This window comes from Arthrobacter sp. TJ-266, from assembly GCF_058269115.1.
Genome location: NZ_JBZCNC010000001.1, coordinates 538,007 through 562,915, shown reverse-complemented (window position 1 = coordinate 562,915; position 24,909 = coordinate 538,007). Strand labels below are relative to the sequence as shown.

Annotated in this window: 28 protein-coding genes and 1 tRNA gene; 10 read left to right on the top strand and 19 right to left on the bottom strand. The window is 69.8% G+C overall.

Annotated features, from left to right (window positions below):
* Positions 1-84: 84 nt before the first annotated feature.
* Positions 85-1,284 carry an amidohydrolase gene (locus tag AC4D12_RS02875; RefSeq protein ID WP_490948271.1) on the top strand — a complete coding sequence of 400 codons (1,200 nt, stop codon included), beginning with the start codon at positions 85-87 and terminating at the stop codon, positions 1,282-1,284.
* A gap of 7 nt (positions 1,285-1,291) precedes the next feature.
* On the top strand, positions 1,292-1,711 hold the full coding sequence (locus tag AC4D12_RS02870; protein WP_490948270.1) for a hypothetical protein: 420 nt from the start codon (positions 1,292-1,294) through the stop codon (positions 1,709-1,711).
* Between the two features lie 144 nt (positions 1,712-1,855).
* On the opposite strand, the gene AC4D12_RS02865 is transcribed toward AC4D12_RS02870, so the two are convergent.
* The gene (locus AC4D12_RS02865) at positions 1,856-3,019 is read right to left on the bottom strand and encodes a cystathionine gamma-synthase (protein ID WP_490948269.1); all 1,164 of its coding nucleotides are present in this window, start codon (positions 3,017-3,019) and stop codon (positions 1,856-1,858) included.
* Between the two features lie 28 nt (positions 3,020-3,047).
* Positions 3,048-4,424: a cystathionine beta-synthase gene (locus AC4D12_RS02860; RefSeq protein WP_490948268.1), complete on the bottom strand. Its 1,377-nt coding sequence runs from the start codon at positions 4,422-4,424 to the stop codon at positions 3,048-3,050.
* Between the two features lie 145 nt (positions 4,425-4,569).
* Between AC4D12_RS02860 and AC4D12_RS02855 the strand changes: the two genes are divergently transcribed.
* The 3 genes from AC4D12_RS02855 to AC4D12_RS02845 are packed head-to-tail and all read left to right on the top strand — an operon-like array spanning position 4,570 to position 7,018.
* On the top strand, positions 4,570-5,646 hold the full coding sequence (locus AC4D12_RS02855; RefSeq protein WP_490948267.1) for a tartrate dehydrogenase: 1,077 nt from the start codon (positions 4,570-4,572) through the stop codon (positions 5,644-5,646).
* A 53-nt stretch (positions 5,647-5,699) separates the two neighbouring features.
* Positions 5,700-6,674 carry a DNA-3-methyladenine glycosylase family protein gene (locus tag AC4D12_RS02850; protein ID WP_490948266.1) on the top strand — a complete coding sequence of 325 codons (975 nt, stop codon included), beginning with the start codon at positions 5,700-5,702 and terminating at the stop codon, positions 6,672-6,674.
* A 53-nt stretch (positions 6,675-6,727) separates the two neighbouring features.
* Positions 6,728-7,018 carry a putative quinol monooxygenase gene (locus AC4D12_RS02845; RefSeq protein WP_490948265.1) on the top strand — a complete coding sequence of 97 codons (291 nt, stop codon included), beginning with the start codon at positions 6,728-6,730 and terminating at the stop codon, positions 7,016-7,018.
* Positions 7,019-7,125: 107 nt separating this feature from the next.
* Here the strand turns inward: AC4D12_RS02845 and trxA are convergent, their stop codons facing one another.
* Entirely contained in the window at positions 7,126-7,512 is a 387-nt protein-coding gene (gene trxA, locus AC4D12_RS02840; RefSeq protein ID WP_490948264.1) for a thioredoxin, read from the bottom strand.
* Between the two features lie 86 nt (positions 7,513-7,598).
* On the opposite strand from trxA, the gene AC4D12_RS02835 reads away from it, so the two are divergent.
* On the top strand, positions 7,599-8,030 hold the full coding sequence (locus tag AC4D12_RS02835) for a DUF1810 domain-containing protein (RefSeq protein WP_490948263.1): 432 nt from the start codon (positions 7,599-7,601) through the stop codon (positions 8,028-8,030).
* A gap of 21 nt (positions 8,031-8,051) precedes the next feature.
* Here the strand turns inward: AC4D12_RS02835 and AC4D12_RS02830 are convergent, their stop codons facing one another.
* The 4 genes from AC4D12_RS02830 to AC4D12_RS02815 all read right to left on the bottom strand — a co-directional run bounded on the left by AC4D12_RS02830 (position 8,052) and on the right by AC4D12_RS02815 (position 10,301).
* Complete coding sequence (locus AC4D12_RS02830) at positions 8,052-8,492, bottom strand: MarR family winged helix-turn-helix transcriptional regulator (protein WP_490948262.1); 441 nt, start codon at positions 8,490-8,492, stop codon at positions 8,052-8,054.
* 46 nt (positions 8,493-8,538) lie between these two features.
* The gene (locus tag AC4D12_RS02825; protein WP_490948765.1) at positions 8,539-9,519 is read right to left on the bottom strand and encodes an acyltransferase family protein; all 981 of its coding nucleotides are present in this window, start codon (positions 9,517-9,519) and stop codon (positions 8,539-8,541) included.
* Between the two features lie 226 nt (positions 9,520-9,745).
* Positions 9,746-9,827: transfer RNA gene (locus AC4D12_RS02820), tRNA-Tyr, on the bottom strand.
* An 87-nt stretch (positions 9,828-9,914) separates the two neighbouring features.
* On the bottom strand, positions 9,915-10,301 hold the full coding sequence (locus tag AC4D12_RS02815) for a hypothetical protein (RefSeq protein ID WP_490948261.1): 387 nt from the start codon (positions 10,299-10,301) through the stop codon (positions 9,915-9,917).
* 164 nt (positions 10,302-10,465) lie between these two features.
* Between AC4D12_RS02815 and AC4D12_RS02810 the strand changes: the two genes are divergently transcribed.
* Positions 10,466-10,954 carry a YajQ family cyclic di-GMP-binding protein gene (locus AC4D12_RS02810; RefSeq protein ID WP_490948260.1) on the top strand — a complete coding sequence of 163 codons (489 nt, stop codon included), beginning with the start codon at positions 10,466-10,468 and terminating at the stop codon, positions 10,952-10,954.
* A gap of 94 nt (positions 10,955-11,048) precedes the next feature.
* Here the strand turns inward: AC4D12_RS02810 and htpX are convergent, their stop codons facing one another.
* The 5 genes from htpX to AC4D12_RS02785 form a co-directional block, all read right to left on the bottom strand.
* Positions 11,049-11,927 carry a zinc metalloprotease HtpX gene (htpX, locus tag AC4D12_RS02805; protein ID WP_490948259.1) on the bottom strand — a complete coding sequence of 293 codons (879 nt, stop codon included), beginning with the start codon at positions 11,925-11,927 and terminating at the stop codon, positions 11,049-11,051.
* Between the two features lie 107 nt (positions 11,928-12,034).
* On the bottom strand, positions 12,035-13,321 hold the full coding sequence (locus AC4D12_RS02800) for an MFS transporter (protein ID WP_490948258.1): 1,287 nt from the start codon (positions 13,319-13,321) through the stop codon (positions 12,035-12,037).
* A 55-nt stretch (positions 13,322-13,376) separates the two neighbouring features.
* Positions 13,377-14,318 (bottom strand): D-2-hydroxyacid dehydrogenase family protein, encoded by a 942-nt coding sequence (locus tag AC4D12_RS02795; protein WP_490948257.1) that lies wholly within the window; start codon positions 14,316-14,318, stop codon positions 13,377-13,379.
* A gap of 49 nt (positions 14,319-14,367) precedes the next feature.
* On the bottom strand, positions 14,368-15,114 hold the full coding sequence (locus AC4D12_RS02790) for a hypothetical protein (protein WP_490948256.1): 747 nt from the start codon (positions 15,112-15,114) through the stop codon (positions 14,368-14,370).
* Between the two features lie 38 nt (positions 15,115-15,152).
* The gene (locus tag AC4D12_RS02785; protein WP_490948255.1) at positions 15,153-15,857 is read right to left on the bottom strand and encodes an esterase/lipase family protein; all 705 of its coding nucleotides are present in this window, start codon (positions 15,855-15,857) and stop codon (positions 15,153-15,155) included.
* 93 nt (positions 15,858-15,950) lie between these two features.
* Here AC4D12_RS02785 and AC4D12_RS02780 point away from each other — a divergent pair, with 93 nt between their 5' ends.
* Complete coding sequence (locus tag AC4D12_RS02780; protein WP_490948254.1) at positions 15,951-16,430, top strand: Fur family transcriptional regulator; 480 nt, start codon at positions 15,951-15,953, stop codon at positions 16,428-16,430.
* A 23-nt stretch (positions 16,431-16,453) separates the two neighbouring features.
* Positions 16,454-17,938, top strand: a complete 1,485-nt coding sequence (locus AC4D12_RS02775) for a catalase (RefSeq protein WP_490948253.1) — start codon at positions 16,454-16,456, stop codon at positions 17,936-17,938.
* Positions 17,939-18,013: 75 nt separating this feature from the next.
* Here AC4D12_RS02775 and AC4D12_RS02770 read toward each other — a convergent pair whose 3' ends face one another.
* Positions 18,014-18,958 (bottom strand): SDR family NAD(P)-dependent oxidoreductase, encoded by a 945-nt coding sequence (locus AC4D12_RS02770; protein ID WP_490948252.1) that lies wholly within the window; start codon positions 18,956-18,958, stop codon positions 18,014-18,016.
* A 26-nt stretch (positions 18,959-18,984) separates the two neighbouring features.
* Entirely contained in the window at positions 18,985-19,764 is a 780-nt protein-coding gene (locus AC4D12_RS02765) for an SDR family NAD(P)-dependent oxidoreductase (RefSeq protein WP_490948251.1), read from the bottom strand.
* A gap of 100 nt (positions 19,765-19,864) precedes the next feature.
* Between AC4D12_RS02765 and AC4D12_RS02760 the strand changes: the two genes are divergently transcribed.
* Positions 19,865-20,716 carry a helix-turn-helix transcriptional regulator gene (locus AC4D12_RS02760; protein ID WP_490948250.1) on the top strand — a complete coding sequence of 284 codons (852 nt, stop codon included), beginning with the start codon at positions 19,865-19,867 and terminating at the stop codon, positions 20,714-20,716.
* Between the two features lie 29 nt (positions 20,717-20,745).
* On the opposite strand, the gene AC4D12_RS02755 is transcribed toward AC4D12_RS02760, so the two are convergent.
* From AC4D12_RS02755 to AC4D12_RS02735, 5 genes are all read right to left on the bottom strand, one after another.
* Positions 20,746-20,925, bottom strand: a complete 180-nt coding sequence (locus AC4D12_RS02755) for a hypothetical protein (protein WP_490948249.1) — start codon at positions 20,923-20,925, stop codon at positions 20,746-20,748.
* A gap of 107 nt (positions 20,926-21,032) precedes the next feature.
* Positions 21,033-22,070, bottom strand: coding sequence for a glycine betaine ABC transporter substrate-binding protein (locus AC4D12_RS02750; protein ID WP_490948248.1), 1,038 nt, complete (start codon positions 22,068-22,070; stop codon positions 21,033-21,035).
* Positions 22,067-22,876 (bottom strand): ABC transporter permease, encoded by an 810-nt coding sequence (locus tag AC4D12_RS02745; RefSeq protein WP_490948247.1) that lies wholly within the window; start codon positions 22,874-22,876, stop codon positions 22,067-22,069. Before AC4D12_RS02745 ends, AC4D12_RS02750 begins: the two co-directional genes overlap by 4 nt.
* A complete protein-coding gene (locus AC4D12_RS02740) occupies positions 22,869-24,164 on the bottom strand; it encodes an ATP-binding cassette domain-containing protein (RefSeq protein ID WP_490948246.1) in 1,296 nt (431 codons plus the stop codon). Before AC4D12_RS02740 ends, AC4D12_RS02745 begins: the two co-directional genes overlap by 8 nt.
* Positions 24,157-24,798 carry an ABC transporter permease gene (locus AC4D12_RS02735; RefSeq protein WP_490948245.1) on the bottom strand — a complete coding sequence of 214 codons (642 nt, stop codon included), beginning with the start codon at positions 24,796-24,798 and terminating at the stop codon, positions 24,157-24,159. The genes AC4D12_RS02740 and AC4D12_RS02735 overlap by 8 nt, the downstream gene beginning before the upstream one ends.
* Positions 24,799-24,909: the final 111 nt, after the last annotated feature.

The window sequence follows — 24,909 nt, the reverse complement described above, 5'->3', positions numbered from 1 at the left end:
AGTGTAGGCACGGCCCCGGGCGTGCACCCGCGGACGGCTAGGGTGGAAAACAGTCCGGTACCTCTGCGAAAGGCCCACCTGCTCATGTCACAGCCCACGGCAACCACCTCCCCCATCACGGCGATCACGAACGCCCACGTGATCCCGATCGACGGCGAACCCTTCGACGGGACGGTGGTGGTGGAGGACGGCCGCATCACCGCGCTCGGGGCGTCGGTGGACGTCCCCGAGGGGGCCACGGTCATCGATGCGGGCGGCAAATGGCTGCTCCCCGGCTTCGTGGACGCGCACGTGCACCTCGGCACGCACGAGGAGGGCGAGGGCGCCGCGGGTGACGACACCAACGAGATGACGGACCCGAACACGGCGGGCGTCCGCGCGATCGACGCCATCAACCCCTTCGACCCCGGATTCGACGACGCCCTGGCGGGCGGCGTGACGACGGTGAACGTGAACCCCGGCTCCGGCAACCCGATCGGTGGTCTCGCCGTCGCCCTTCACACGCACGGCCGGTACCTCGAGGAGATGGTGCTCCGCTCCCCCAGCGGTCTGAAGTCCGCGCTCGGCGAGAACCCGAAGCGCGTGTACGGGGCCAAGGGCAAGACGCCCTCCACCCGCCTGGGCACGGCGCTGGTGATCCGCGAGGCGTTCATGAAGGCCCAGAACTACATGGGCAAGGCCGACGAGAACGCGCGTGATCCGCACATGGAGGCCCTCGCCATGGTGCTCCGCCGCGAGATCCCCTGGCGCCAGCACGCGCACCGCGCCGATGACATCGCCACCGCGATCCGCATCGCCGACGAGTTCGGGTACGACCTCGTGCTCGACCACGGCACCGAGGCCCACCTGCTCGGAGATGTCCTGGCCAAGCGGGGCACGCCCGTGCTGATCGGTCCGCTGTTCACCACCAAGTCCAAGGTGGAGCTGCGCGGGCGGTCCATCGCGAACCCGGGCAAGCTCGCCCGGGCGGGCGTCGAGATCTCGATCATCACCGACCACCCGGTCATCCCGATCAACTTCCTGGTGCACCAGGCCACCCTCTCCATCAAGGAGGGCCTGGACCGAGAGACCGCACTGCGCTCGATCACCATCAACCCCGCGAAGGTCCTCGGACTCGCGGACCGGCTCGGGTCCCTCGCCGTCGGGAAGGACGCCGACCTGGTGCTGTGGAGCGGCGACCCCCTCGACGTCATGCAGCGTGCACTGCAGGTGTGGATCGGCGGCGCCGAGGTCTACTCGTACGACGTCGAGTCCCACACCGCCACCGTTGCTCCCCGGGGCTAGGCAGCCGGTGGCGACTCCCCTGCCGCCGCGGCCCTTCACCCTGCGCGCGGCCCTGGTGCTGTGGCTCACAATCTCCGTACTGATGCTCATCGCCGCCGGCACGTTCATCACGTCGGCGGCGGTGCAGGATCTCGAGCGCGCAGGGTTCATCGGGCTGGGCGCGCTGTTCGGGGCACTCGCCGTGCTGCAGCTGATCCTGCTGATCCCCCTGCGGCGGGGCAGGCGGGGCGCGCGTGAACTGCTGACGACCATCGGGATCATCGCGGGCGTGCCCATCATCGTCCGCGGGACGCCGGGGCTCTCGCTGATCGCGGGCGCCATGCTCGTGGCGGTGCTCCTCATATGGCTCCCGCAGAGCAGCGACTACTTCCAGCTCACGCAGCCGAAGGCGAAGAAGAAGTTCAGGTTGCAGGGCAGAAAGCGCTAAGTCGGCTGTACGCCCAGGACAGCCTGCCGTCGTTGTCTGCTTTCAGGCACACGACTGCGTGTCGGCGGGTGACACGCCGCACGAGCGTGGTGGTGGACTGAAAAGCCGACAACGACGACGCCACCCTGTCCGAGCGAAGGTGGATCAGCGCAGTGCCGCGATGGCCTGCTCCAGGTCGCCAATGAGGTCCTCGATGTCCTCGATGCCGACCGAGAGCCGGATGAGGTTCTCGGGGACGGCGAGCTCGGTGCCCTTGACGGACGCGTGCGTCATGTCGGACGGGTAGTTCATGAGCGACTCGATGCCGCCGAGGGACTCCGCGAGGATGAACACGTGGGTGTTCTCGGCCACCTTCTTCGCCGCTTCCGCACCGCCCGTGAACGTCACGGAGATCATGCCGCCGAAGTCCTTCATCTGCGCGGCGGCGAGCTCGTGCCCCGGGTGGTCGGTGAGGCCCGGGTAGTAGACGCGCTCCACCTCGTCCTGCTCCTGCAGCCAGCGGGCTATCGCCATCGCGTTCGAGGAGTGCCGGTCCATGCGGACGCCGAGCGTCTTCAGACCACGTGTGGTCAGCCAGGCCTCCATGGGCGCGGAAACGGCACCCACTGCGAACTGGATGAAGCCGACCTTCTCGGCCAGCTCGTCGTCGTTCACCACGACGGCGCCGCCGCTCGCGTCCGAATGGCCGCCGATGTACTTGGTGGTGGAGTGCACGACGACGTCGGCCCCGAAGGTCAGCGGCTGCTGCAGGTAGGGCGAGGCGAAGGTGTTGTCGACCACGAGCAGCGCCCCGGCGTCGTGGGCCAGCTGCGCCGTCGCCGCGATGTCGGTGATCTTCATCATCGGGTTCGACGGCGTCTCGACCCACACCATCTTGGTGTTGTGCGCGGCGATCGCGGCCTGCACGGCGGCAGTATCGGCCATGTCCACGGCGGTGTTGGTGATGCCCCACTGGGACAGCACGCGGTCGATCAGGCGATAGGTGCCGCCGTAGGCGTCGTTCCCGAGGACGATGTGATCGCCGGGCCGGAGGGCACCACGGATCAGCGCGTCCTCGGCGGCGAGGCCCGAGGAGAAGCTGAAGGCGTGCTTGCCACCCTCGAGGGCGGCGATCTGGACCTGCAGCGCGTCACGCGTCGGGTTGCCGCCGCGGCCGTACTCGTACCCGTTGCGCAGCTGACCTATGCCGTCCTGCGCGAAGGTGGTGGTCTGGTACAGGGGCGGGATCACCGCTCCCGTGAGGGGATCGGGGGTCTGCCCCGCGTGGACCGCTCGGGTGTTGAAACCCTGGGCGTCAGAGTGCGTCACGATGCTCCTGCGAATGGGGGTGGGGTGGTTACGTGCTGATGTATGTCAGCAAGTCCTGACGCGTGAGAATTCCCACGGGCGCGCCGACGTTCGTCACCATCAGCGTGTCGCTGTGCTCCAGCGCCGTGCGCGCGGCGTCGACCGACTCCAGCGCACCGATGAGGGGCAGCTTCGGCTCCATGTGGTCGGCGACGGCGTCGGTCATGGCTGCCTCACCGCGGAAGATCTTCTCGGTCAGCGTGCGCTCGTGGACGGCACCGAGCACCTCGCCGATCCTCACGGGCGGCTCGTGGGAGAGCACCGGCATCGAGGACACCCCGTGCTTCTGCATGAGCGCGACGACGTCGCGCACCGTCCCGCTGGGGCGGACGTGGACGAGGTCCGGCAGGGCCCCGCTCTTCGCGCCCAGTACGGCCGCGATGGTGGTGTCGCCGCCGTCGGACATGAAGCCGTAGTTCTTCATCCAGTCGTCGTTGAACACCTTGCCGAGGTACCCGCGGCCGCCGTCGGGCAGGAGGACCACCACGAGGTCGTCGGCCGTGAGGGTGCGGGCGACGCGGAGTGCCGCGACGACCGCCATGCCGCACGAACCGCCGACCAGCAGGCCCTCCTCGCGGGCGAGGCGGCGCGTCATCTCGAAGCTCTCGGCGTCGGTGACCGCAAGGATCTCGTCGGGAACGGCGGGGTCGTAGGAGTCGGGCCACATGTCCTCGCCCACGCCCTCGACGAAGTAGGGGCGCCCCGTGCCGCCGGAGTAGATGGAGCCGTCCGGGTCGGCGCCGATGATGCGCACCGGACCGCCCTCGCGGTCCGCGGAGACCTCCTTGAGATAGCGGCCGGTGCCGCTGATGGTGCCGCCGGTGCCGACGCCCGTGACGAAGTGCGTGAGCTTCCCGTCGGTGTCGGCCCAGATCTCGGGGCCGGTGGTCTCGTAATGGCTCAGCGGGCCGTTCTGGTTGGAGAACTGGTCGGGCTTGTAGGCGCCCTTGATCTCGCGGACCAGGCGGTCGGATACGCCGTAGTAGGACTCGGGGCTGTCGGGGGCGACCGCCGTGGGCGTGACCACCACCTCCGCGCCGTACGCCTTCAGCACGTTGCGCTTGTCCTCGCCCACCTTGTCCGGCACCACGAAGACGCACTTGTAGCCGCGCTGCTGCGCCACGAGCGCGAGGCCGACGCCGGTGTTGCCGGAGGTCGGTTCCACGATGGTGCCGCCGGGCTTGATCTTGCCCTCGGCCTCGGCGGCGTCGATGATCTTCACCGCGATGCGGTCCTTCACCGAGCCACCCGGGTTCAGGTACTCGACCTTCGCGAGGACGGTGGCGGCGATGCCGTCGGTGACGGAGTTGAGCTTGACCAGCGGCGTGTTGCCGATGAGGTCCACGATCGAGTTGGCGTACTTCATGCCCTCAACGCTACCGGCTGGTACACACGGTCCCGAGCGGGTGTGACGCCGCAGGACACGAACCGCGCCCACCAGGGGCTGGGACAGCCGGGCGCCGGAGCCTAGGCTGGGCGGATACCCAGCCTGCTGACAAGGAGTGCCAGTCATGACGAACGTGTACAGGATCGCGGCCATCGCGGGGGACGGCATCGGCAAGGAGGTCATGCCGGAGGGCCTGCGCGCACTCGACGCCGCGGCCGAGGCCTACGGTTTCCGCGTGGAGGTGTCCGAGTTCGACTACGCCAGCGCCGACTACTACGTGGAGCACGGCAAGATGCTGCCGGACGGCTGGTTCGAGGAGCTCCGCGCCTTCGATGCCATCTTCTTCGGCGCGGTGGGCTGGCCCGACGTCGTGCCCGATCACGTCTCGCTGTGGGGCAGCCTCCTGCAGTTCCGCCGGCACTTCGACCAGTACGTGAATCTCCGCCCGGTGCGCCTGCTCCCCGGGATCACGAGCCCGCTCGCGGGCCGCGAACCGGGCGATGTCGACTTCTACGTGGTGCGCGAGAACACCGAGGGCGAGTACTCGAGCGTGGGCGGGCGCATGTTCGAGGGGACGGAGCGGGAGACCGTCATCCAGGACACCGTCATGACGCGGACGGGCGTGGACAGGATCCTCCGATACGCGTTCGAGCTGGCCCAGAAGCGGGAGAAGAAGCACCTCACCTCCGCGACCAAGAGCAACGGCATCTCGATCACCATGCCCTACTGGGACGAGCGCGTGGAGGCGATGGCGGCGCAGTACGAGGGCATCCGCACCGACAAGTTCCACATCGACATCCTCTGCGCGAACTTCGTGCTGCACCCCGACTGGTTCGACGTCGTGGTGGCCAGCAACCTCTTCGGCGACATCCTCTCCGATCTCGGGCCCGCCTGCACGGGGACCATCGGCGTGGCACCGAGCGGCAACATCAACCCGGACCGCACCTACCCGAGCCTCTTTGAGCCGGTCCACGGCTCCGCACCGGACATCGCGGGCCAAGGCATCGCCAATCCCGTGGGCCAGATCTGGAGCGCGTCCATGATGCTCGAGCACCTCGGCGAACCCGAGGCCGCCGCGGGCGTCCTCTCGGCCATCGAGTCCGTCCTCGCGGCCGGCGGCGACACACTCACGCGGGACCTCGGGGGCACGGGCACGACGTCGTCGCTCGGGGAGGCGATCACCGCCGCCATCCGCGCATGATCGCTCGGTCGTGGCGCCCCTGAACCGTCGCGCCGCCGTGACACCATGAACGGATGAGCATCGCCCCCGCCGTCGCACTCCCGGGCGCGGAGACCGCGGAGTGGATCCCCGACGGCCCGTACGACCTCGCCAGGACAATCCGAACGCTGCAGTGCGGCGCCCATGATCCCTCCTTCATCGTCCAGGCGCCGATCCACTGGCTGGCCTTCCGCAGCGCCGACGGTCCAGTGACCCTCGCGCTGCGCCAGCACGGCACGCTCAACGAGAGCCGGGTCCGCGCGACCGCCTGGGGCCCGGGTGCCGGGAGTGCCCTGGAATGCCTGCCGCGCCTCCTCGGCTCCGACGACGACTGGAGCGCGTTCGACGACGCCGCGTTCCGCGCGACCCTGCCCGACCTGGCGCGGAAGGGCAGGTACCTGAACCCCGGGCTGCGCCTCCCCGCCTCCGGCCGCATGTTGGACACCGTGGCCCGCGTCATCCTCGAGCAGAAGGTCACCGGCATCGAGGCGAAGCGGGCATGGCGGTACCTGCTCACGCGGTACGGCGACGCCGCTCCGGGTGCCGGCGACGTGGCACCCGCAGGGCTGCGCCTCCCTCCGACGGCCGAGCAGTGGCGCAGGGTCCCCTCCTGGGACTGGCACCGGGCCGGCGTCGATGCGAAGAGGTCGACGACGATCCTCAAGGCCGCGCTCGTGGCCTCCGGGCTGGAGCGCCTCGCGTCGAAGCCGGGCGGCGACGCCGTGGCCGCCGGCCTCCGCTCCGTCCCCGGCATCGGTGTCTGGACGGTCGCGGAAGTGGTTCAGCGCACACACGGCTGCCCCGATTCCATCTCCGTGGGCGACTATCACCTCGCGGCGTACGTGGGCGCGGCCCTCACGGGACGGCGGACCGACGACGCCGGGATGATCGAACTGCTGAAGCCCTGGAAGGGGCAGCGCCAGCGCGTGGTCCGCTCCCTCTACTCCAGCGGTTTCCGCAAGCCGACCTTCGGCCCGCGCCTCTCGCCGGAGGACCACCGCTCACGCTGACTCCCCCATCCGCCTCTCCGGTTCCCTCCGGTCCCCGGCGCTAGGGTGGAGTCATGAGCGAAAAAGTCGATGTCACCGCTGTGTTCACCCCGCTCGAGGGCGAGTTCTTCCGCGTGAAGCTCGCCCTGGAGATCGCGATCGAGCAGGTGGTGCAGGAACCCGGATGCATCCAGTACGAGATCACCGACGCGCAGGAGGACCGCATCGTCCTCACCGAGCAGTGGGAGAGCACCGAACTGCTCGACACCCACCTCCGCGGGCCCGCGGTGCAGGACCTCGGCGAATCACTGAGCGCACTGCTCGCCAAGCCCGCCGAGATCGTCCGGTCGGACCAGCCCGCCTGATCCCGCCCCACCCGGCGGACTCGTGCAACCTTGCCGGAGCATGAAGAAACCCCGCCCTCGAGGAGTGCGGGGTTTCTTTCTACCCGGAACGTCGGCAGCCGGCAGGGTTACTGCGCGGCGGGGCCGCTGCCCTCGGTCTGCTGCTGGGCGATCTGCTCGTGGACGGCCTTCATGTCGAGGCCCTTCACGGCGTCGACCAGTTCGCCGAACTGCGTGGCGTTCAGCGCACCCGGCTGGGAGAACACGAGCACCTTGTCCCGGAATGCCATGAGCGTGGGGATCGAGGTGATGCCCGCTGCGGCCGCGAGCGACTGCTCGGCCTCGGTGTCCACCTTCGCGAAGGTGACGTCGTCGTGCTGCTGCGAGACGGCGTCGTACACGGGAGCGAACTGCTTGCACGGTCCGCACCACTCGGCCCAGAAGTCAACGAACACGATGTCGTTGCCCTCGATGGTCTCGGGGAAGCTTGCCTCGGTGATATTGATAGTCGACATCCTTCAAGGCTAGCGACCGCGCCGAGCGCTGTCAGGCGTGTTCGCTACCGAAGAAGAGCCCCAGGCACGAGACCCGAGGAGACCCTGTGACCGATCCCCACGGCCTCGCCCGCTTCGTCGAGGCGCAGGACGCCCACGGCACCTATGCGGGCGCGCTCGCGGAACTGCGGCGTGGGAGGAAGACCGGCCACTGGATGTGGTTCGTCTTCCCGCAGATCTCCGGCCTCGGGAGCAGCCCGACGTCGGTCCGGTACGCGATCGCGTCGCTCGAGGAGGCCCGCGCCTACCTGGCGCATCCGGTCCTCGGAGCGCGGCTCGAGGAGTGTGCCGCGGCCCTTCTCCACCTCGACGGGTCGGACGCCACGGCGGTGCTCGGCGGCATCGACGCCCGCAAACTGCAGTCCTCGATGACCCTCTTCCACCGCGCGGATCCCACCCGCGGCGTGTTCCGCGACATCCTGGAGCGCTACTTCGCAGGCGTCCAGGACCCCGGGACGACGGCGATCCTCGCGGGCTGAGCGTCACTCCCGGGCCGGGTCCTAGCTGCTGTGGTTGAGCTTCTCGATGACCGGGAGCGCGGCGGCGAGCACGGCCGTCTCGTCGTCGTCGAGCTGTGCCAGGAGGGCCGCGACGCGCTCGTTGCGACGGCGGCTCGCACCCTCCCAGGCACTGCGCCCCTTCTCAGTGAGGTGAACCAGGACGGCGCGTGAGTCCGTCGGGTCGGGCCGCCTCGTCACGAGGCCCGCCTGCTCGAGCTTGATGATCTGCTCGGTCGCGGAGGGTACGCGGACACCCAGGTTCGCTGCGACGCGGCTGACCCTGAGCGGCTGGTCCGCCGCCATGCCGAGCGTGCTCATCTGCATGGTGGTGATGTCGCCCGGCTCCTCCATGGACCGGCTGAGGTACACGGCGTGGCGCAGGGTGGTCCTGAAGGACTCCGCAAGGGCCAGCAAGTGCGGATCTGACGGCGAGGAGGTCATGATGACGCACCCTAACAGGCGGCATCCCGGTCAGGTGCGGAGGCGGCTAGGCCTGCCGCAGCCCCCGGAAGCGTGAGGCACGGTCGCGTGGCCTCCTCTTGAGCGCGGGGAGTTCGAACAGAAGGTTGACCGACGCGTGCCGGCGCGTCGAATACATCCATGCCAGACCGAGGGGCGCGCCCACCCCCACGAGCACGAGGAGCGGCAGCATGAACCAGCCCTCCGAGAGGCCGGCGGAGTCGGCCAGGGCCAACGCGATCATGATGGGCCCGAGGTGCGCCACGTAGAACACGAGGGAGTAGCGACCCACGAACTCGAGGGCGGCCGTCGTCCTTACCGTGGGCAGGCGGGGGAAGACCCAGCAGAGGACGCCGAGCGCGCCGAGCACGCCCCAGACGAATTCGCCGCGGTACAGCACGTCGCGTCCGGCGACACTGAGCACGCCCACCGTCACGGCCGAGGCGGCCGCGAGCGCCAGGACCCAGGGCCTGCTGATGGCCCGTTCCACGGCCCCGGCGTGCTTCGCGCACCACGCGCCGAAGAAGAAGAAGGCTGCGAGGAAGGCCATCGTCTCGGCCCTGCTCGCGTCGGGCAGGAGGAAGGAGACGCCCAAGCCCACGCCGGCGATCACCAGCGGTGGCACACGCCTGAGCGGGAACGCGAGCACGTAGAACACCAGGATGAACCACAGGTACCAGAGGTACGTCGGCGAGAAGTAGGCGATCTGCGCGAGCGACGTGACTGCGAGGTCCCCGCTGGCGGCGAGGATGATCACCGACCACAGGACATAGGGCCACGCGACCATCGACACCTTGCCGGCGAAGTACTCGCGGCCGGTCTTCGCGACGGACTGCGGCAGCAGGATGCCCGAGAGGAACATGAGCACCGGCATGCGGAACGGTTCGAGGAACAGGTTGACCTGATCGACCCCGGGCACGGGACCTGTGGCGATGCGGAGCGCTTCACCGGCATGGAGCAGGACGACGAGGAGGATGGCGACGCCGCGCAGGCTGTCGAGCCACCCGATCCGGGCGTTCGGTTCACTGGTGATGGTGGCCCTCCTGCCCCTCGTTCCTCACTGTAGGGGCGGCTCCTGACAGTTCTCGGGAGCGTGCGGCGGTATTGCGGGAGGCCGGAAAACCTGCTCCGAAGGAGCGGATGGACTCCCGCGGGTCGACCTGCACATCGTCGATCCCATGCGAAAGGCCGGCACCTCCGTTGTCTCCAACGGCTGTACCGGCCTCTCGGTCCTGTGGCAGATGAGGGATTCGAACCCCCGTAGGCGTTGCCAGCTGATTTACAGTCAGCCCCCTTTGGCCGCTCGGGTAATCTGCCGAACGTCTTCACTGGAAGACCGCCCGCGGCAAGCGCGGACAAAAGAACTTTACAGACAAACCCGCCCCGAGACGAATCGACCGTCGGCTAGAGACCGGCAGCCACGCGCCGCTCGATCTGCGCGTAGAAGGCGTTCGCCTGCTCGGAGGTGACCAACCGGAGGAGGACCGCGCGGTCGAGGTCCGCGCGCACGCCGGCGAGCCGCTCGCCGTCCGACGTCGCGGGGTACGCGGTGGTGGCGAGATCCACCCCTCCCACGATGGACGCCGTGTCCGCCCCGAGAACGACGTCGTCCAGGCCACGCCCGGCGTCGTCCGCGTAGGCGGAGCTCGCGCTCACCACCCTCGTCGGGGCTGCGAGGGCGGGCGCTGCACCGAAGCCGGTCATCGAGGCGGCGGTGGCCGCGGCGAACACGGAACCCGCGAGGGCCTTGCGGAGGCGGACGCGGTAGCGGCGGCGTGGCTGGTCGGGCATGATCTTTCTCGCTCCTTCGGTGCATCGTCTGGCCTCACCGTGTCACCGGAATCTGTACTCCCCTCCCGCTCCCGCTGGGTGCGGGCTGTGAAGGGCGCGGCGCCGTCGAGCGGGGTTGGCAATAAGCTGGAGGCCAGAAAACCCAACCATCTCCAGGAGGCATCGTGGCGAGTGAATCCACGTTCGACGTCGTGAGCAAAGTGGACAAGCAGGAGGTCGCCAACGCGCTGAACCAGGCGCAGAAGGAGATCGTCCAGCGGTACGACTTCAAGGGGGTCGGCGCGGAGGTGGACTTCAGCGGCGAGAAGATCCTCATGAAAGCCAACTCGGAGGAGCGCGTACTCGCGGTCCTCGACGTCCTGCAGTCCAAGATGATCAAGCGCGGCATCTCCCTGAAGTCGCTCGAGACCGGAGAGCCCTACGCCTCCGGCAAGGAGTTCCGGCTCGAGACCGAGATCAAGGAGGGCATCGCCCAGGATCTCGCGAAGAAGATCAACAAGCTCATCCGCGACGAGGGGCCCAAGGGCGTCAAGTCGCAGATCCAGGGCGACGAGCTCCGGGTCAGCTCGAAGTCACGCGATGACCTCCAGGCCACCATGGCCCTGCTCAAGGGCTTCGACGAGGCCGATCTGCAGTTCGTGAACATGCGCTGACCCTGCAGGAGACGACACGACGACGGCGGCCCCACTTCTTCGCTGGAAGGCGGGGCCGCCGTCATTCGTGCTGCAGTGCGGAGGAGGGTGACGCCTAGCGCCGGGGAGCCCGGGCCATGCCCTCGAGGCGGGCGATCCGCTCGCCCATGGGCGGGTGCGTGGCGAACAGCCTGCTCATGCCGCCGCCGCGGAACGGGTTGGCGATCATGAGGTGCGAGGTGTTCACGAGCCGCTGGTCCTGCGGCAGGGGTGCCCGCTGCGTACCGCTCTCGAGTTTGCGCAGTGCCGAGGCGAGGGCCAGGGGGTCATCCGTGAGCGTGGCGCCGTCCTCGTCGGCGTCGAACTCGCGCGTGCGGCCGATGGCCGTCTGGATGAGGCCCGCGGCGAGCGGCGCGAGGATCGCGAGCAGCAGCGCCCCGATGGGGTTGCCGCCCTGCCCGCGGTTCCCGCCCATCATGCCGGTGAAGACGAACATCTGCGCCACGGACGTGATGACGCCCGCCACGGCCGCCGCGATGGATCCCGTGAGGATGTCGCGGTTGTAGACGTGCATGAGCTCGTGGCCGAGCACCCCGCGGAGCTCGCGCTCGTCGAGGAGCTGCAGGATCCCCTGGGTGCAGCACACGGCTGCGTTCTCGGGGTTGCGGCCCGTGGCGAACGCATTCGGCGCCATGGTGGGCGAGACGTAGAGCCGCGGCATGGGCTTCTGCGCGCGTGCGCTCAGCTCCCGCACGATCCGGTACATGGCGGGCGCCTGCTGCTCCGTGACCTCCACGGCGCGCATGCTCCGGATGGCGATCTTGTCGCTGTTCCAGTAGCTGTAGAAGATCGAGCCGACGCCGATCAGCGCGAACAGCCAGATGAACATGGAACTGCCGGTCGCGGCGGCGATCGCCGCACCGAAGACGAGGAAGACCCCCATGAGGGCGCCGAACAGCAGTGCCGTCTTGGCCCCGTTGAAGTGGTTGTGCACTGGTACTCCTTGTGACGAGAGAGGCGCGTGGGCCCGTCAGGTGAAACGGCGGACCCGCGCTGCCCGTTCCTGTCATGGTACGAGTCCAGGCTGACGGTACGCCGGGCTCAGGGCTCTGGACGCCGCGAATCGTACTGTGCGAAGCGCGGCTGCCAACGCGCGACGGCGAGCACCAGGAGGGCGCACGCGATCCCGCCGACGACGGCGGTCCACCCCTCTCCCAGCCACGTGGCCTGACCGCCCGCCACCATGTCGCCCAGGCGTGGGCCACCGGCGACGACGACGATGAAGACGCCCTGCAGGCGCCCGCGCATGGCGTCCGGTGTGGCCGACTGCAGGATGGTGTTGCGGAAGACGCTGCTGATCGAGTCGGCGATGCCTGCCAGCACGAGGCAGGCCGCGGCGGGCAGCACCCACACGGAGAGCTCGCCCTCGCCGGGCCGGGGCAGGGCGGAGGAGGTGGCCATCACGACCACGAGTCCGAAGCCGGCCACGGAGGCACCCCACCCCACGATGGACCAGATGACGGCGAGGCCCTGCCGGTGGATGTGCCCGAGGGGCCCGGAGAACAGCCCGGCGAGCACCGCCCCGAACGCGCCGGAGGCGAGCAGGATGCCGACCGTGAGTTCCCCTCCACCGATCAGTACCGCGCCGACGGCGGGCAGGAGCGCGCGCGGCTGGGCGAAGATCATCGCGATGAGGTCGAGGATGAAGGTCATGCGGATGTTGGGGCGGGTGCCGAGGAAGCGGAAGCCCTCGAGCACCGTGGCGAGCCCGGCCCTGCGCGTCTGGCCCTCGGGCGGCAGCGGCGGGAGCTTGTAGAGCGCCCACAGTGCGAAGGTGAACGTGACGACGTCGACCGTGTACGTCCAGGCGTAGCCCACCTGCGCCACGAGCACGCCGGCGAGCAGCGGGCCGAGCGTGAACGCCAGCCCGAAGGTGATCATGCTGAGCGCGTTGGCGGCGGGCAGCAGCTCGGGCCGCACCAGGCGCGGGATGATCGAGCTGCGGGTGGGCTGGTTGATGCCCGCGGCACCGGACTGGACGGCGATGAGGAGGTAGAGCAGCCAGACGCTGTCGACGCCGATCCACGCCTGCGCGGCGATGGCCATGGTGGTGCCCCACAGCGCGAGCCCGGACCAGAGTGCAACCTTCCGGCGGTCCTGGGCGTCGGCGATCGCTCCGCCGTAGAGCCCGGCGACGACCAGGGGCACGAGCGCGAAGAGGCTGAGCAGGCCCACGCTGAACGTCGACTGCGTGAGGGAGTAGATCTGCAGGCTGACGGCCACGATGGTGAGCTGGGTGCCGATGGCGGACAGCGCGGTGCCGATGTAGAGCCTGCGGAAGGCCGGTGACTCCTTCAGCGGGGTGATGTCGGCGAGGAGGCGGGGCACGGCACGAGTCTAGTGGTGCAGTGGTTCGCACCGGCAACGATTCGCGCAGAGAGGGCTAGGCGAGCCTGCGGACGGGGTTCCCGCCCATCCACGCCGCGATGGCCTCGACCGCCTGGGTGTAGAAGACCCGGTAGGTGCCGTCCGTGACGTACCCGAGGTGCGGTGTGAGCACGGTGCGCGGGGTGCTGCGGAGCGGGTGGTCGGCGGGCAGCGGCTCCACGTCGAAGACGTCGAGGGCGGCTCCGCCGATACGTTCCTCGCGGAGGGCCTCCACCAGGGCATCGGTGTCGATCAACGGCCCGCGGGAGGTGTTCACGAGGAGGGCGGACGGACGCATCAGCGCGAGCTCGGCTGCCCCCACGAGGCCGCGGCTTCGATCACTGAGTTTGTAGTGGAGCGTGATGACGTCCGAGGTGCTCAGCAGCTCCTCCTTCGTGACCGCTCGGACGCCGAGCCCCGCCGCGTGCTCGGGGTCGAGGTTCTGGCTCCACGCGACCACGTCCATGCCGAACGCGAGGCCGATCCGCGCCACCCGTGCCCCCAGCCGTCCGAGCCCCACCACGCCGAGCTGCCGGCCCTCGAGATCGCCACCCACGGTCGTCTGCCAGCCGCCGTCGCGCATCCCGACGTGCTCCAGCGGGATGTTGCGGAGGGCGGCGATGATCAGGCCCCAGGTCAGCTCAGCGGTGGCGGACGGCGGCGAGTCCGTGCCGCACACCACGATCCCGAGGGCAGCGGCGGCGTCGAGGTCGATCGTCGCGTTCGCCCTGCCGGTGGTGACCAGCAGGCGCAGGCCGGGCATTCGCCGGAGCCGCGCAGCCGTCAAGGCGGTCCGCTCCCGCATCGCCACCATGACGTCGGCGCCCTCGAGCAGCGCCACGAGGTCGTCGTCGTCGGACACGGGACGGCGCACGAACTCCACGTCCGCCGCCACTGAGTCCCACGGCGCGTACCCGGCGGCAACCCCTTGGTAGTCGTCCAGAACCACGATCCGCATCTCGACCTCCTCCTCTCCGTAGGGGCCTCCGCCCGGGGCGGGAAGCGCCTCAATCAAGCTCGGTCACCCTCCCGTCCGTGGAGCGCACCCCTACGAGCTCCAGCTTCCCATCCGCGGCGATCCGGTAGGCGATGGTTTGGCCGTCCGTCAGGTAGGCGGCGGACTCGTCGGCCGAGATGTCCTGCGTCATCTCCCGGCCCTCCAGGACGTACGGCCACTCGATCGGCCCGCACACGGACACGGTGCCGTCCGGGTACGCGAGACCGACGGCGCTCAGGATGCCGCCCGGCCCGGCGGCTACGAAGGGCGCCTGCCCTTCGGGCAGCACGAGATCACTCGCAACCTCCTGCGGGAATCTGCCGAGGCCGGGTTGCAGGCTCTCGACCGCGTCGCACGCTGTGAACGTACCCGCGCGACGGGGTGCGCAGGCTCCCGTGTCCGGGTCGCAGATGATCACGGACCCCGTGGTGCCCGTGAGCCCGTCGGGCAGGAAGCGGACACGGGCGTCCGTCGGCACGGGCGACGGGCAGGCGTCCGGGTTCACGGTACAAACGTCGAGGGGTACACCCGCCCGGGGCTGCACGGGCGTGGTCGCGGAGGGTGGTGCAGGGACGGCGGTCGCGGTGTAGGCCGCTCCCGCGAGGAGCAGGAGGCCGGCGACGGCGAGCGCGCGTCGTCGTCGTGCTCCGGCGTGCGGCGCGGGCGCCGGGTCCGTGGCGTCACCTACCGGGGAGGGCGCACCGAGGTCCGTGATGCGCACGGAAGCATCATCGGAGGGGACGGCGTCCTTCGGCATGGACCCAGCCTGTCGCCGCAGGGCCGGGACCGCAAGCGTCAGGGGGTGCCGGGCTCCGCAGCCGCGAGGGCGCGGTCGATCTCGTGCAGCACGCGCTCGTCCTTGATGGGGCGGAAATGCCCCATGGTGTCGAGCTGGATGTTGCGCGCGCCCTCCACGTGGCTGCCGCCGGGGATGTGCGGGTCGAAGCGGCCGTAGATGGACGTGATGCGGGCGTTGAGGTCGAGCTTCGCGCGCAGCGTCCGGAGGGTGCGGTTGCGCGGCGAGAACGCGCGGATGCTGGGGAGGAGGAAGAACTCCGCGTAGATGGAGCCCGAGAAGGGGGTGTTGACGGCGACCAGGCGGGTGATGCGCGCTCCGGCGTCGGGCACGGTCATGAGGAACTTGCCGATCAGCCCGCCCTTGCTGTGGGCCACGACCACCACGTCCGTGAGCTCGAGCTCCTCGAGGTACGCGGCGACCACGCGGGCCATCTGCTCCACCGTGCCCCGGTTGTAGCCGAGCTTCTGCACCACGTGCACGGGGTGGCCGGCGAGGTGGAGGTGCCGGGCTACGGGCCGCATGAACTGCCAGGTCTCGTAGATCCCGGGGATGAGGAGCACGGGCACCTTGCCGGGCGGGGCGTCGGGCGGAGGCGTGAGGTACTGCGCGGGGTCCACGCGGAAGAGGAAGCCGTGGGTCTGCCAGTAGCCCACGTAGGCGTAATCGAGCGCCCAGGCCCAGCCGCGTTTCAGGAGATTCACCCTCCCCACGGTAGCGAGGACGGCGGAGCTGCGGGGCACGGATACCGACGCGGCTTATTATGACTAACTCAGATTTAGTGGTTGGATGGGGCCATGACGCAGACAGCAGCCACCCCCGAGGCCCGAGAGGTCCTCTGGGCGGCTGCCCTGCATGCGGGCGGACGTCGCGTGACGCGCCAGCGCCTCGCCGTCCTCGCCGCCGTCGAGCAGGTCCCGCATTCCACGGCCGACGACGTCGCTGCCGCGATGGCCGCCGCACTACCCCAGATCACCGTGCAGTCCGTCTACGTGATCCTCGCGGACCTCACGGACCTCGGTTTGCTGCGTCGCATCGAGGCGCCCCACTCCCCCGCCCGCTACGAGACGCGCGTGGGCGACAACCACCACCACGCCGTCTGCACCGGCTGCGGGCGCATCGAGGACGTGGACTGCGCCGTGGGTCACGCACCCTGCCTCACCCCCGCATGGTCCGCCGGGGCCCGACGCATGACCATCCAGATCGCGGAGGTCATGTACCAGGGCCTCTGCGACGACTGCCGCGCCGGAACCGGCGCGCCCCCACACCACCCCTGACGATCCCTAGAAGAAGGAGCACCATGTCCGTGTTCAGTACCACGCAGTCCGGCGCCCCGGTCATCGATGACAGCAACTCGTCCGTCCTCGGCCGTGACGGCGCCATCCCCCTGACCGATCACTACCTCATCGAGAAGCTCGCCCAGTTCAACCGCGAGCGCGTCCCCGAGCGCGTGGTCCACGCCAAGGGCGGCGGAGCCTTCGGCGTGTTCGAGACCACCGAGGACGTCAGCATGTACACCCGTGCGGCGCTCTTCCAGAAGGGCGCGACGACGGAGACCCTCGCCCGGTTCTCCTCCGTGGCAGGCGAGCAGGGCTCACCCGACACCTGGCGCGACCCCCGCGGCTTCGCCCTGAAGTTCTACACCTCCGAGGGCAACTACGACCTCGTGGGCAACAACACCCCGGTGTTCTTCATCCGCGACGGCATCAAGTTCCCCGACTTCATCCACTCGCAGAAGCGCCTTCCCGGCACCAACCTGCGCGACGCCGACATGCAGTGGGACTTCTGGACGCTCAGCCCGGAATCCGCGCACCAGGTGACCTGGCTCATGGGTGACCGCGGCCTGCCGAACTCGTGGCGCACCATGAACGGCTATGGCTCGCACACCTACATGTGGATCAACGAGTCCAACGAGAAGTTCTGGGTCAAGTACCACTTCAAGTCCAACCAGGGCCACGAGGTCCTCACCGTCGACGAGGCGGAGTCCCTGGCCGGTTCGGACGCCGATCACCACCTGCGCGACCTCTCGGAGAACATCGCCAAGGGAAACCACCCGAGCTGGGACCTCAAGGTCCAGATCATGCCGTTCGACGACGCCAAGAACTACCGCTTCAACCCGTTCGACCTCACGAAGGTATGGCCGCAGGGCGACTACCCGCTGATCCCGGTGGGCACGCTCACGCTGAACCGCAACCCGGAGAACTACTTCGCGCAGATCGAGCAGGCCACGTTCGCGCCGTCGAACTTCGTGCCCGGCATCGCCGCGAGCCCGGACCGCATGCTGCAGGCGCGCATCTTCTCCTACGCGGACGCGCACCGCTACCGCGTGGGGACCAACCACGCGCAGCTGCCGGTGAACATGCCGAAGAACGAGGTCAACAACTACTCGAAGGACGGCGCCGCGCGCTACCACTTCAACTCGGCGTCCACTCCCGTGTACGCACCGAACTCGGTGGGCGGCCCCGCGGCCGATCCGTCGCAGTACGGCGCGCACGGCGGCTGGGAGAACGACGGCGACCTCGTCTACGCGGCTCACTCGCTGCACGCCGAGGACGACGACTTCGGCCAGGCCGGGACGCTGTACCGCGAGGTGTTCGACGACGCCCAGCGCGCCCGCTTCCTCGAGACCATCACCGGTGCCGTGGGTGGGGTGCAGAGCGATGACATCCGCGCCCGCGCCATCCAGTACTGGGCGAACGTGGACGCCGAGCTCGGAGCCAAGCTGGCCGCGAACCTCGGCCATGGCGTGACGCCGGCCACCGAGTCGGAGGCCGCGCTCTACTAGGCGCTTCGCAGGGAAAATTGGCAGTGAAGGAAGGGGCGGATCCGCATGGGTCCGCCCCTTCCTGCGTCCGGCTGCTCAGACGCCGTCCAGCAGACCGATCGACACGTCCCACAGCCGCTCCGCGTTCGCGGGGTCCAGCGCGTAGGGCCGCACGCCGTACAGGCCGTCGACGATCGCCGGGACCGTCTCCGCCTGCCGGCAGTCCTCCAGGTACAGCCCGCCCACGCCGTCGAGCAGGGGTGAGGTGGCCGCGAACACCGAGGTGGCCGCGCCCTGAGCGGGGGTCTTGCCGGTGAACCCAGCGGCGGCGGACTGCGCCTTCACCGCGGCGAGGACGTCGGGATCCCAGTGGCGCTGCAGATTGGTCCAGATGCCGCCGGGCATGAGCGCGTTGGCGGTGATGCCGTCCTCCGCCCACCGCCGGGTGGCCTCGACGGCGAACAGGACGTTCGCCGTCTTCGACTGCCCGTAGGCCTGACCGGCGTCGTACGGCCGGCGGTCGAAGAACAGGTCCCCGTACACGATGTCGGAGTTCCCGTGACCGCTGGAACTGACCGACACGATCCGCGCCCCGTCGGCAGCAACGAGCGCCCGGTGGAGGTGCAGCGCGAGCGCGAGGTGCCCGAGGTGGTTCGTCGCGAACTGCAGTTCCCAGCCCTGCGCCGTCCGGAGCTCCGGCGTCATCATGATGCCCGCATTGTTCACGAGCAGGTGCAGCGGGCCCGTCCACGCGTCGGCGAAGGTTCTCACGGAGGCGGGGTCGGCGAGATCGAGCCTCCCCACATGCACGACGGCGCCCGGCACGGTCGCGCGGATGTCGTCCGCCGTACGCGCCCCGGCGTCGAGGTCCCGGACGGCGAGGGTCACCTGCGCCCCGGCATGGGCGAGAGCGCGCGCGGTCTCGACGCCGATGCCGGACGCGGCGCCGGTCACCACCGCCGACCGGCCACCGAGGTCGACGTCGGCGACGACGTCGAGCGCCGTGCTCTCCGCCGTGAAGGGTGAGGTGAAGGCGCTCATCGTGTTCCTGTCCTGGTTCCCATGGGTCAGCCCAACCGCGTCGACGAGATACCGCCGTCGATCGCGAGAACGCTCCCCTGCATCATGCGGGACGCGTCGGAGACGAGGAAGAGCACGCCCTCGGCGATGTCCTCCGGCTGCACCACCACGCCGGCCGGTGTGGTGGCGGCCATCGCGTCGAGGACCATGGCGGCGGCTTCGTTACCCGGCGTCAGGGTGACTCCGGGCGAGACGGTGTTGACCCTGACCCCGCGCGGGCCGAACTCGGCGGCCCAGGAGCGGGTGAACTGCTCCACGGCGGCCTTCGTGGCCGTGTACATGGCGGCGAACGGGTTGCCCACGGAGCCCATCCAGGAGCCGACGTTGACCACGGCTCCACCGCCGACCGCGACCATGGCGGGGAGGAGCTCCGCCGCGAGGACGTGGGGTGCGCGGAGGTTGACGGCGAGCATGGCGTCGAGGTCCGCGTCGGCGAGGTCGGCGGTCGGTGTGGCCGGGTAGATGCCTGCGTTGTTGACCAGGATGTCGATGCGTCCGCCGAGCAGCGCGGTCGCATCCGCCGCGAAGCTCCGGAGGGCCGGGTAGTCCGCGCCGAGGTCGACGGCGAGGAAGCGGGCCTCTCCGCCGTCGTCCGTGATGCTCGCGACGACGCCCTGGCCGCGCGCGGCGTCGCGCCCGGTGACGAGGACGACGGCGCCTGCCGCTGCGAGGGTGCGGGCGATCGCGGCGCCGATGCCGCTGGTGGAGCCGGTCACGAGGGCGGTGCGGCCGGCGAGGGGGGTGGTGGCGAGCGGTGATGGTGTCATGCTCCAGTTCTAAACTCCTACGAGGGGCGCCACCAGATCAGGGCGGACCGGGGCATGGCAGGGCCACCCTGGACGCCGGGCGAGCTCCTACAGTGGAGGCATGCCCGCCAACCGCCAGCAGCTCGGAGCGTTCCTCCGCTCGCGACGCGACGCCCTGACGCCGGCCGAGGCCGGGATGCAGGCCTTCCCCGGCCCGCGGCGCGTGCCGGGGCTGCGCAAGGAGGAGCTGGCCGTGCTCGCCGGCGTCAGCGCCGACTACTACAGCCGCCTCGAACAGGGGCGGCAGGCGAACATCTCGCGGAGCGTCCTCGACGCGCTGGCCCGGGCCCTCCGTCTCGACGACGTCGAGCGGACGCACCTGTACGCGCTCGCGGACCCGTCGGTCCGTGCGCGGCCCGCGGTCGCCGCGGTCGCCGCGGAGCAGAAGGCGGACCCCGGCCTGCTGCGGCTCCTGACCGCGCTCGACGACGTCCCCGCCTTCGTCCTCGGGCGGCGCAGCGAGATACTCGCGACCAACGCACTCCTCACCGCGGTACTGCGGGACTTCCCGCCGTCGTCGTCCCTGGCCCGGTTCATGTTCTTCGACCCGATGGCGCGCGAGCGCATCGTCAACTGGGAACACTTCGCGGCCACCACCATGGCGGCTCTGCGCGGCGAGCTGGGCCGGCATCCCGAGGATGCAGCGCTGATCGCGCTGATCGACGACCTCACCGGCGCCGACCCCGACGCCGCGCGCTGGTGGGACGATCACGGGGTCCAGGACTACGCCTCCGCGGCGAAGCGCATCCTGCACCCGATCGTCGGCGAGCTCTCGTTCGACATCGAGACCGTCCTACCGCCCCGCGCCGTGGACCAGGTGATCGTGGTCTACACCGCGCAGCCCGACTCCGACACCGCACGGAAGCTCCCGTTCCTCGCCAGCTGGAGCCTGGAGCGTGCCGTCAGCTCGTGACGGTGGTCGGTTCGCGTCCACCCGGCCTGTCACTCGTCCGGGTCCACGTCCTGCGATCGTCCCGACGGCAGCGGACCATCGGAAGCCTTCCACTCGTCGGGCCGTTCGCCGGGATCGCCCTCCGGACGGTCGGCGGCGTCCTTGCGTGCACGGCGCGCCGCTGCCTCCCCGAGCCCGATGTGGAACCAACGGGCTGATCCTTCGTCCATGACGATCCTTCCCTGCTCACGATGCTCGGCTCCGACAGGACGCCCGGAACGGCGGCCGCTGCGCGAGACAGCCCCCGGTGACGATGACTCGTTCCCGGGGATCAGGCTCAGGGCGCGGTGATGAAGCCGTTCTCCACCATGAACTCGAAGGCGACGTCCGCAGGTTCCTCGCCCTCGACGTCGACCCTGAGGTTCAGTTCGCGGAGCGCCTCATCGGTGAGGGTGGGCGCCACCTGCGCGAAAACGCCCTCGAGCTCCGGGTAGCGCTCGAGCGTCTCAGCGAAGAACACCGGGGCGGCGTTGTACGCGGGGAAGAAGCCGAGATCGTCCTCGAGGATGGTCAGCCCCAGCGCGTCGATCCGTCCGTCCGTCGCGAAGACCTCGCCGAAGTTGCAGGCGCCCGTGTCCGTGGCCCCGTAGATGGCGCCGGTGTCGTAGATGCCGATGTTCTCGTCCGGCACGCCCGTCGCCGCTCCGCGCTCCAGCCCGTAGTGCGCCAGCATGGGTGACATACCGTCGGCGCGCGAGTTGAACTCGGCCTCCACGCAGAAGGTGCGCTCCTCGGGCGGCAGCTCCGCGAGCTGCGACATGGCGGTGATGCCGCCGAGCTCCTCGACGGCCTCGCTGCGCACGGCCATGGCATAGGTGTTGTTCAGCGGCGCGGGCTCACCCCAGATGAGGCCGTTGACGACATCGGCGTCACGGACGGCCACGTACTGCTCCTCCTGATCGGGGATCCCGGCCGCCTGGCCGAGGAAAGCGAGCCAGGCGGTACCCGTGTACTCCCACGTGACGTCGGCCTCGCCGGCCACCATCAGATCGCGCACCGGCTGCGAACCCGGTGCGTTGGTGAGATCGGTGACCTCGAACCCCGCGGCCTGCGCCGCCAGCACGGAGATCTTCCCGAGGATCAGCTGCTCCGTGAAGTTCTTCGACGTGACCGTCAGTTCGGCGCCGGCAGCGCCCTCGATGGGGCGGATGGAGCCCGGCCCGGCGTCGGGCACGTAGGACGTGGCGGGCTGCAGCCCGCATGCGGATACGGCGGACAGAACGACGGCGGCTCCGGCGCACGCCGCGAGCCCGCGGACCCGGCGGCGGCGTCTCGTCACCGTGGTGCCCGGACGGTGATGGTTCCTGGTGCTCACGAGAGTCCCTTCGGTCGCGCGACGAGTTCGACGACGCGGCCCGCCCAGTCGACGAGCAGCGCCAGCAGCGCGACGAACACCGCCCCCGCGATGAGCACGCGGGAGAGGCTCAGGTTCACGCCGGTGGTGATGAGGATGCCGAGGCCGCCGCCGTTGATGAACGTGGACAGAGCGGCCGTGCCGACGAGCAACACCAGCGCCGTGCGGATACCCGCGAGCATGATGGGTACGGCCAGGGGAAGCTCCACCCTGAACAACACGGCGGCGGCACTCATGCCCATCCCGCGCCCGGCCTCGACGAGCCGTTCGTCCACCTGGTTGAGCCCCACCATGGTGTTCCGCAGCACCGGCAGGAGCCCGTACAGGACGAGCGCGACGACGGCGGCCCGGAAACCGAACCCCAGCCATGCCGCGAGCAGCACCACGAGGCCGATGGCAGGCGCCGCCTGCCCGATGTTGACGACGGCGAGGATGGGACCGGACACGCGTCGGAAGGGTCCGCGCGTGAGGAGTATCCCGAGGGGGATCGCGATCACGAGGACGATCAGCGCTGCGAGGAGGGTCAGTGCCAGATGCTCCCGGGCGTACCCGAGGATCGCGGCGGGGCTGAGCGTGGTCTGCTCGGTCGGCGTGAGCTCCGCCGTCAGCAACCACACGGCCAGCAGGCTGAGCGCGATGAGGATCGCCGTGAGCTGGAGGACGAGCGCGCGCCAAGATTGCCGGCGGACGCCGTCGATCGGTGGCTGTGGCGCACGCGGGACGTCCGCGGCGACCTGTGGGCCACCGCCGGTCGATGCCTCACTCATCGTCGGTGACCTTCCCGGCCGTCTGGAGGGATCCGGCGTCATCGGCGGAGAGGTCCACGGCGGCCATGCCGCTCGTGTTGATGCCCACCGGACGACCCTCCGCGTGGGAGGTCCTCGCCCGGGCGTGTGCCTGGCTCATGGCCACCATGACCGTCTCGACGTCGATCACGCCGAGGAAGCGGTCGCGGGAGCCGGTCACGAGCGAGGCACCCACCGAGGAGACCAGCATGATGTCGAGGGCGTCGTTCAGCGTGGCGCGCTCGCCGACCACGGGAAGCCGGTGATCGCGCGTCTCGGGGACGCGTTCCAGGCGGGCGAGCTGCCGCCGCGAGAGCCACTGGATCGGTCGATCGCGATCGTCGAGGATCACCGCGTGGTCGTGCCCCTCGGCGTCGAGCCGTGAGAGGACGTCCGTGGTGAGCGCCCCCGGTCTCGCGGTCACGGCAGCCTGCAGGTCCACCTCGTTGACGCGGGTCAGGGTGAGCTGCTTCAGCCCGGCGCCGGAGCCGATGAAATTCTCGACGAACTCGTTCGCGGGCTCCGCGAGGATCCGCTCGGGGGTGTCGTACTGCACGAGCTGCGCACCCTCGGTGAAGATCGCGATCCAGTCACCGAGCTTCACGGCCTCGTCGAAGTCGTGCGTGACGCAGACGATGGTCTTCTGGACCTCGCGCTGGATGCTGATGAGCTCGTCCTGCAGGCGTACCCGCGTGATGGGGTCCACGGCGCCGAAGGGTTCGTCCATCAGGAGCACGGGCGGGTCCGCGGCGAGGGCGCGGGCCACGCCGACGCGCTGCTGCTGGCCGCCGGAGAGCTCCCGCGGGAATCGGTCACGGTACTCGGCAGGCTCGAGCGAGACGAGCTCGAGGAGTTCGTCCACGCGGGCGGTGACCCTCTCCTTGCTCCAGCCGAGCATCTTCGGGACGATCGCGATGTTCGCGGCGACGGTCATGTGCGGGAACAGTCCGCCGGCCTGGACCACGTAGCCGATGCGACGCCGCAGGGTGTCCGCGTTGATGCCGGTGACGTCGTCGCCGTCGAGGACGATCCGACCCTCGGTGGGCTCGATGAGCCGGTTGATCATCTTCAAGGTGGTGGTCTTGCCGCATCCGGACGGACCGACGAGCATCACGATCTTCCCGGCGGGGATCTCGAGGGTCAGGCCGTCCACGGCGGCCTTCTCCTGGCCGGGGTAGCGCTTGGTCACCTTGTCGAGCAGGATGCTCGCTCCGGAGACCTGCGCTGCGGGGTCCTGCTGTGAAGGCTGGGTACGGGGGGAGTCAGACACGGATACCTCGCGGGATGGTGAGCCGGCCGAGGCCGACGAGAAGGAGATCGAGGACGAGAGCCAGGATGATTACGGCAACGGTGCCGGTGACCACGGACTCGAGGGAGTTGGCGCCGCCGAGGCGCGCCAGACCGGTGAAGATGAAGCCGCCGAGGCCGGGGCCGAGGACGTAGGCGGTGATGGCGGCGATGCCCATCACCATCTGGGCGGAGACGCGCACGCCCGCGAGGATGACGGGCCACGCCATGGGGAGCTCGACGCGCCACAGGGTCTGGAACCGGCTCAGCCCGACGCCGCGGGCGGACTCGAGCACGGAGCCGTCGATGCTCGTGAGCCCCACCACCGCGTTCCGAAGGATCGGCAGGGTGGCGAAGAAGACCACCACGATGACGGCCGGGAGCACACCGAAGCCGAACGGGGCGATCAGCAGACCCACCAGTGCGAACGCTGGGATGGTCAGCCCGATCGCGGAGACGCTGTTCGCCGCCGCGGTCAGCCCCGCACTGCGGTACACCAGGGCTGCAACCACCACCGCCAGCACCGTGGCGAGCACGAGGCACTGCGCCACGAGCGAGAAATGCTGCCAACTCGCGAACAGGATCTGACCGAACCTGTCGCGCACGAAATCGATCACGTCCCACCTCCTCCATACGTCCCCATGCGTCGGGGGTGCGGCCGTTCCGCCCTCTCGCGCGCCGAACGGGCCGGGGCAGGTCATCAACACTACGCCTACTGATGATCGTCC